The 7,575-nt window shown below is 69.1% G+C and carries 4 protein-coding genes and 1 pseudogene; 3 read left to right on the top strand and 2 right to left on the bottom strand.

Features of this window, described 5'->3' with window-relative positions:
• Positions 1-92 precede the first annotated feature (92 nt).
• A pseudogene (locus tag ACFWF3_RS16725) lies at positions 93-365 on the bottom strand (hypothetical protein); the annotation flags it as partial.
• A gap of 119 nt (positions 366-484) precedes the next feature.
• Here ACFWF3_RS16725 and ACFWF3_RS16720 point away from each other — a divergent pair.
• The 3 genes from ACFWF3_RS16720 to ACFWF3_RS16710 are packed head-to-tail and all read left to right on the top strand — an operon-like array spanning position 485 to position 4,462.
• The gene (locus ACFWF3_RS16720; protein WP_378634128.1) at positions 485-1,471 is read left to right on the top strand and encodes a hypothetical protein; all 987 of its coding nucleotides are present in this window, start codon (positions 485-487) and stop codon (positions 1,469-1,471) included.
• A gap of 26 nt (positions 1,472-1,497) precedes the next feature.
• Complete coding sequence (locus ACFWF3_RS16715) at positions 1,498-3,561, top strand: hypothetical protein (RefSeq protein ID WP_379314368.1); 2,064 nt, start codon at positions 1,498-1,500, stop codon at positions 3,559-3,561.
• A 16-nt stretch (positions 3,562-3,577) separates the two neighbouring features.
• Entirely contained in the window at positions 3,578-4,462 is an 885-nt protein-coding gene (locus tag ACFWF3_RS16710) for a sugar phosphate isomerase/epimerase family protein (RefSeq protein WP_378991040.1), read from the top strand.
• Between the two features lie 201 nt (positions 4,463-4,663).
• On the opposite strand, the gene ACFWF3_RS16705 is transcribed toward ACFWF3_RS16710, so the two are convergent.
• The coding region (locus ACFWF3_RS16705) for an error-prone DNA polymerase (protein WP_379314367.1) at positions 4,664-7,575 on the bottom strand (2,912 nt) is incomplete at its 5' end.

Below are 7,575 nucleotides of genomic sequence, written 5' to 3'. Positions count from 1 at the left end.
AGACCAGCTCAGAACTATCCCTGGAAAGAAGTCCTCACTCCATCGAGTGACAGACCCTTCTTGACGACCTTGCCGTTCTCGGTGGCCTCGCCCATCAGCTGCCAGTCATCGGGTGTGAGCATCTTCACAGCACCGTTGAGGCGCTTGCGGTCGTCCTTGTCGGCCAGGAAAGCGCCGTGTGAGCAGCAGCCGTCGTCGGGGCGTTCGGCGATGATGCCCTGGCAGGCGGGCGTGCCGAACACGCACGTCCAGCGCGACAGCAGCCACGTCAGATCGGCGACGATCTGGTGCTCGTCGTTTGCTGGATCGGTGAACTCGATCCACTCCCGTGGGAAATCGAGCTCGACTTCCGGGGTTGGGTCGATCTTTCGCCCAGGTCGGAGCCCGGTCTCCGCGGTGCCAGATGCGCCTTCGGTCACAACTCGTGACGCTAACAGTTCAGTCGCCTGGCCTGCTGTACCGGATCACCAAGTACCGTATTCGTGTGCGGCTTGGTGTTCTCGATGTCGGAAGCAATACCGTCCACCTGCTCGTGGTGGACGCGCATCGTGGTGGCCACCCGATGCCGATGAGCTCGACGAAGTCGGCGTTGCGCCTGTCCGAGAGCATGGATTCGGTGGGCCGGATCACCGAGGAGGGCGAGGCGCGGCTGATCGCGACCATCCTCGAATTCGCTGATCTGGCACGCAATTCCAAGTGCGTGGAGCTGATGCCGTTCGCCACCTCGGCCCTGCGCGAGGCAACCAATTCCGAGGAAGTACTCGCCCGCGTCCGTGCGATGACCGGAGTCGATCTGCAAGTGCTCTCCGGCGACGACGAGGCCAGGCTGACGTTTCTCGCGGTGCGCCGCTGGTTCGGCTGGAGCGCGGGCCGGATCATCAATCTCGACATCGGCGGCGGCTCGCTGGAGCTGTCCAACGGCGGCGACGAGGAACCCGACGTGGCGCTGTCGCTGCAACTCGGCGCGGGCAGGCTCACCAGGGAGTGGCTGCGCGACGACCCGCCGGGCAAGCGCAAGATCGCGGTCCTGCGCGACTGGCTCGACGCCGAACTGGTCGTCCCGTCCAAGACGATGATCGACGCGGGCAGGCCCGACCTGGCCGTGGGCACCTCGAAGACATTCCGTTCGCTGGCCCGGCTGACCGGCGCGGCACCCTCGGCGGCCGGTCCGCGGGTGCGACGTACACTGACCAGCTCCGGTCTGCGCCAGCTGATCGCGTTCATCTCCCGGATGACCGCGTCGGACCGCGCGGAACTGGAAGGCGTGAGTTCGGATCGGTCCCAGCAATTGGTGGCCGGCGCATTGGTCGCGGAGGCGAGTATGCGGGCGTTGTCGCTCGACAGCATCGAAATCTGCCCATGGGCGCTGCGCGAAGGCCTCATCTTGCGCAAACTGGACTCCGAGCCCAACGGAGGTGGACCGGCCGCGGTGCCGCCGGTCACGCCGGTCGCGGAAGTGGAGTCGGCATGAGTAGCGAGGATTCTAAACAGCTATCGGTGGCTGAGCTGCTGGCGCGCAACGCCGCGCAGGGGGCCGCGCCCGCGACCTCCGGTGGCGGTGGACGACGACGGCGCAGCGGGCGCGGACTCTCGGTCAACGATCTGACCGGTGAGAACGCGGCGGTCAAGCCGAACTCGCACGCCGCGCCCGCGCCGGAACCCCCGCCCGCGTATGTCCCGCCGCCGACCTACGCCCCCGAGCCCGCGCCTAGTTACGAACCGCCCGCGAGTTACCAGCCCGCGCCCTACCCGCCGCCCGGTCCGGCCGAACCGGCCTTCTCGCCGATGTCGGGCCCGATCACCCGATTCGACCCCGATGCGGGGTACTCCGCGCCCGATCCGCGCGACCCACTCGGACTTGCCGAACAGCGACCGTCGTCCGATCCGTTCGGGCCGTTCCGTGCCGAAGCGCGCGATGCCGGTTCTCGTGGGGGAGGACGCGGTCCGGGTCGCCTCGGTGTTCCCGGCGGTCCCACGCAGCCGGTCGATCCCGGTATCGCCGAGATGTTCGGTTCCGGTGCGCTGCCCGCGGTCGGCGGGGGCAGACGGCATCGACCGGATGAGCCCGAGGTCGCCCCGTACGCCGAGCCGCCGAAACCGCCGCCGGTCACCGGCGGCCGGGCCGCGCGCAGGCGAGCCGCCGAAGCCGCGGAAGAGGCCATCGAGGCGAGCCCGGCGCCGGGCCGCCCGTCGTTCGACGCGCCGCTCTACGAGGCGGGCATCGATGCGCCACAGGCCTTCATGGGCAGGCCGGGGCAGTCGCGCGGATTGGACGCGCTCCCCGATATCGGGCCCGGTTTCGACAATCAGGCCGGATCGGGCTTCGACGAGCATCGGGGCACCGGGTCCTTCGACAGCCGGCCAGGGCAGGGCTTCAACGGCCGACCGGGAGAGTCTTTCGACGGCAGGCCCGCGTCGGGCTTCAACGGGCGGCCGGGCGAGTCTTTCGATGGTCAGCCTGGCAACGGGCGGCCGGGCGCCGAGCCCGCGCGAGGTTTCAACGGGGCGGGGCGTAACGGCGCCCCCGGCCTGAACGGGCAGCCCGCGCCGGGTCGTGTCGACGCGGCGCAAGCCTTCAACGGATATCCGCCGCCGGGCGCCGAAGCCACCCAGGCCTACAACCTCGCGCCGGGCACCGACGCCCCGCCGGCCCGCGGCGCGGATCAGCGCCCTTCGCTGGATCGCCGACGGGGCGAGCCGAAGTCCGGCGGGCTGCCGTCGTGGTCGGCGCGCAGGCATCGTCCGGACAAGAACGCGCCCGCGCCGGAGAGCGGTGGTTTCCCGACGGCCGCGTGGTCGCCGGTCAGCCAGGAGCAGCCGCTGGTGTCCGGGCAGTCGGTGGCCGGGGACCTGCTGCGCCAGCGCGCCGAACGCGGCCCCGACGCCGACGCGCACACCGAGGTCGTCTACCGAGTCGGCGCCGACCAGGCCGACGACGAGGACACCGACGACTACGCCGAGTCCGATTACGTCGACCGCGACTACGTCGACAACGACTACTCCGACGCCGACTACGCCGAATCCGAGTACGACGACGCGGCATTCGACGACGATGACGACTACGACGACGACTACGAACCCAAGCCGACCAGGGCGAGCAGGCGTGCCGCGACCAAGGCCGCCGCCGTGACCCTGGCCGACCGGGCGAGGGCGAAGGTGGCGAGCCGGGCCAAGTCGAAGAACGGCAGCGTCGCCCAGTCGCGAGCCGCGAGCAGATTGTCGGGTAACCGAGCGGGCGGGTCGGTGGCCGGCCGTGCCGCGCGCGTATCGAGCATGGCGCGCGGCGACGACGACAACGCCAACCGCCGCCAGTGGATGATCCTGGGCGCGCAGAGCGCGGGCGCGGCGGTCGCCGGAATGTTGCTGTTCAAGGGTTTCGAGACATTGTGGGAGTCGATGGCGTTGGTGGCGCTGGCGCTGGCGACGGTCGTGATCCTCGGTCTGGTGGCGCTGGTTCGCATCCTGCGCCGCACCGACGACATCTACAGCACTGTGATCGCCGTCGTCGTGGGCGTCTTCGTGACGCTGGGACCGCTAGCCTTTCTCCTCAGTACCAGCTGAATACAGGGAGTGGGCTGTGGGGAACGCACGGGCGGACATCGCGATCGGGCTGTCGACGGCCTCGGTGTATCCGGAGAACACGCAGGCGGCGTTCCGCTATGCCGCCGAATTGGGTTACGACGGTGTGGAATTGATGGTCTGGGCCGAGCCGGCCAGTCAGGACATCGCGACGGTGCAGTCCTACGCGAAGCGCTACGGCATCCCGGTGCTGGCTGTGCACGCGCCGTGTCTGCTGATCTCCCAACGGGTCTGGGGCGCCGACCCGGTGGCCAAGCTGGAACGCAGCGTGCGGACCGCGGAGGCGCTCGGCGCCGACACCGTGGTGGTGCACCCGCCGTTTCGCTGGCAGCGCCGCTACGCGAGAGGTTTCGCCGATCAGGTCGGTGAGCTCGAGGCGCATCACCCGGTCAAGGTGGCCGTGGAGAACATGTTCCCGATGCGGGCCGACACCCTGTTCCGCGACGGCGCGGTGCGCAGACTGGAACGGCGCGCGGGCCCCGGCCGCGCGGTGAGCGCGTTCAGCCCGTCCTTCGATCCGACCGACACCGGCTTCGATCACTACACCCTCGACCTCTCGCACACCGCGACCGCGGGCGCCGACGCGCTCGAGCTGGCGCGCCGGATGGGCGAGGGCCTGGTCCACCTGCACCTGGCCGACGGTCGCGGCGCCGCGCACGACGAGCACCTGGTGCCCGGCGACGGCACCCAGCCCTGCGCGCAACTGTGTGAACACCTGATACACACTGGTTTTCGCGGCCACGCGGTCGCCGAGATCAACACCCAGAACGCTCGAACCACCGCCGAACGCTCCACCCAGCTGGCGCGCACCCTCGATTTCGCACGCCGCCACCTCACCGGCGCCACCCCCGACCCCCAACCGCGCCACGCCGACCTGCCATAACCGAACGCGGGACGGAGTCAGCCGGATCCGTCACCACCAACGACCACCACCACCACCCTGGCCGGGTAGTCCCTGTATGTCTCTACCCAAAGGGGCCCGCCCCGATCTGGACTGACCGGAGGGTGCGACGAAGGAGTACCCGGAGGGAGGGAAGATCGGGGCCTCCAGGGCCCCGCTCGAGCGCGCCAGCGCTCCAAAATCTCAGCGGAAGTCGCGGGAGCGGGCCACGATGGTCAGGTCGAGGTGTTCGAGGTGGTCGGCGACAACGCTGGCGGCGCCCTCGGCGTTTTGGATGCGGCCGCGGATGAGCAGGGCGGTGGCGTTCTGGGCGAGGCGGCGGTAGCGGGTCCACAGGCCGACCGAGCAGACGACGTTGACCATGCCGGTCTCGTCCTCGAGGTTGAGGAAGGTGACACCCGCGGCGGTGGCGGGGCGCTGACGGTGGGTGACGGCGCCCGCCACCAGGATGCGGGCACTGTCCTCGACGAGCAACAGATCGCACGCGGGCACCACCCCGAGTGAGTTCAAATGGGCGCGAAGGAATTCAGTGGGATAGGAGCCCGGCGAGATGCCGGTGGCCCAGACATCGGCGGCGGCGAGTTCGAGCGCGCTCATGCCGGGCAGCGCCGGGGCGACAGTGGCTGGACCGGTGCCGGGGAGGCGATCCGGACGTTCCACAGCCGCCGCGCCCGCCGCCCACAATGCCGCCCTGCGCACGCTGCTGCCACGCGAATCCTTTGGCACAGCTGAATCCGGCGGGCCGTAACCTTGTTCGAGCACTCGATGATCCGCGTCCAAAGCTCGTGCGGCAGGTGTTGCTGCCCAACTCCGACTGTCGCCGGTGAACGGTTCGTGCGTCGCAGCGCCGGCAGCGCGCGGTTCGGTATCGACCAGAACGTCCAGCGCTCCCGCCGTGGCGAGCGATTCCGACTGGGCGACAGTGAGTTCCACGCGACCGGTGAGGTCGAGCATCGAGGCGAAGGGACCGTGTTCGGCACGGGCGGCGACGATGCGCTCGGCGAGGTCGGTGCCGATGTGCCGCACACCCGACAGGCCGAGCCGGATCTCGATGCCCGCGTTCTCGAGGGTGGGCTCGGCACGGCTGGCGTTGATGTCGGGGCCGTGCACGCGCACCCCGTGCCTGCGGGCGTCGGCGACCAGCGACTGCGGCGAGTAGAAACCCATCGGCTGCGCACGCAACAGCCCGGCACAGAACGCCGCCGGATGGTGCAGCTTGAACCACGACGAATAGAACACGATCGAGGCGAAACTCTGCGAATGACTCTCGGGGAAACCGAAATTGGCGAAGGCGTAGAGCTTCTCGTAGATGCGGTCGGCGAGAGCGCCGGTGATGCCATGTAGGTCCCGCATGCCCTGGTAGAGGCGGTCCTTCAACTGTTCCATCTTCTCCGGCGAGCGTTTGGAACCCATGGCGCGGCGCAACTGGTCGGCTTCGGCGGGACTGAAACCGGCCACGTCGATGGCCATCTGCATCAGCTGTTCCTGGAACAACGGAATGCCGAGGGTGCGGGCGAGCGAGTTCTCCAGCGCGGGATGATCGCAGACCGGCGCTTCCTTGCCGTTGCGCCTGCGGATGTAGGGGTGCACCGAACCACCCTGGATGGGCCCCGGCCGGATCAGCGCCACCTCCACCACCAGGTCGTAGAAGGTACGCGGCTTCAGCCGGGGCAATGTCGCCATCTGCGCGCGCGACTCCACCTGGAACACCCCGATCGAGTCGGCGCGCGAGAGCATCTCGTAGACACCGGCTTCGGTGAGATCGAGCGCGTGCAGTTCGACCTGCTCGCCTTTGTGCTCGCGCACCAGGTCGATCATGTAGTGCAGCGCCGAGAGCATGCCGAGGCCGAGCAGGTCGAATTTCACCAAACCGACCGCGGCGCAGTCGTCTTTGTCCCACTGCAACACACTGCGCCCGGCCATCCGCGCCCACTCCACCGGACATACGTCGGCGATCGGCCGATCGCAGATCACCATGCCGCCGGAGTGGATCCCCAGATGCCGTGGCAGACCGTCGAGTTCGCCCGCGAGCTCGAGCACGGCGTCCGGGATATCGGTGCCCGTCTCGGCGGCCACCCCGGACCAGCGGCTCACCTGTTTACTCCACGCGTCCTGCTGCCCCGGTGAAAAGCCCAGTGCGCGTGCGGCATCACGCACCGAGGACTTGCCGCGATAGGTGATCACATTCGCCACCTGGGCGGCATAGTCGCGACCGTACTTGGCGTAGACGTGCTGGATGGCCTCCTCGCGGCGGTCGGATTCGATGTCGACATCGATATCGGGCGGTCCGTCGCGCTCGGGCGAGAGGAACCGCTCGAACAGGAGCTGGTTGGCGACGGGGTCGACATTGGTGATGCCGATGGCATAGCAGACCGCGGAGTTGGCGGCCGAGCCTCTGCCCTGACACAGGATGTCGCTGTTCTTGCAGAACTCGACGATGTCGTGCACCACCAGGAAATAGCCGGGGAACTCCATCTTCTCGATCACCGCGAGCTCGTGCTCGAGCTGCCGGTACGCCTGCGGGTTCCGCGCCGGCGGCCCGTAGCGCTCGGCGGCACCGCGCAGGGCGAGCTCGCGCAGCCACGAATTCTCGTCATGGTCGGCGGGCACGTCGAACGGGGGCAGCTTCGGGGCGATCAACCCCAGGTCGAACGCGCATTCGCGGGCCAGCACCGCCGCGTTCGCCACCGCGTGCGGGTAGTCGGCGAACAGGTGCGCCATCTCCGCACCCGACCGCAGGTGCGCGCCGCCGGTGGGCGCGAGCCAGCCCGCCATCTCGTCGAGACTGCTCCTGGCGCGGATCGCAGCCAGCGCCATCGCCCGGCGACGCTGCGCCGGAGAGGCGAAATGCGCACCGGTGGTGGCGAGTACGGGAACATCGAGCCGGTCGGCCAGCGCGATCAGCAGCGCGTTGCGCTCGTCATCGGTGGCGATGCCGTGATGGGTGAGCTCCACACTCACCCGATCGGCGCCGAATCGTTCGAGCAGATCCCGCAGGGCCGCTTCGGCTTTCGGTAGCCGGATATCGCCACCGCGCAGATCGTGTTCGAGCGCGGTGCGCAGGTGGCCTTTCCGGCAGCCGGTGAGGATATGCC

This window comes from Nocardia sp. NPDC060220 (assembly GCF_042727815.1).
Lineage (GTDB): Bacteria > Actinomycetota > Actinomycetes > Mycobacteriales > Mycobacteriaceae > Nocardia.
The sequence above is the reverse complement of the archived record's forward strand: the minus strand, read 5'-3'. Positions and strand labels throughout refer to the sequence as shown.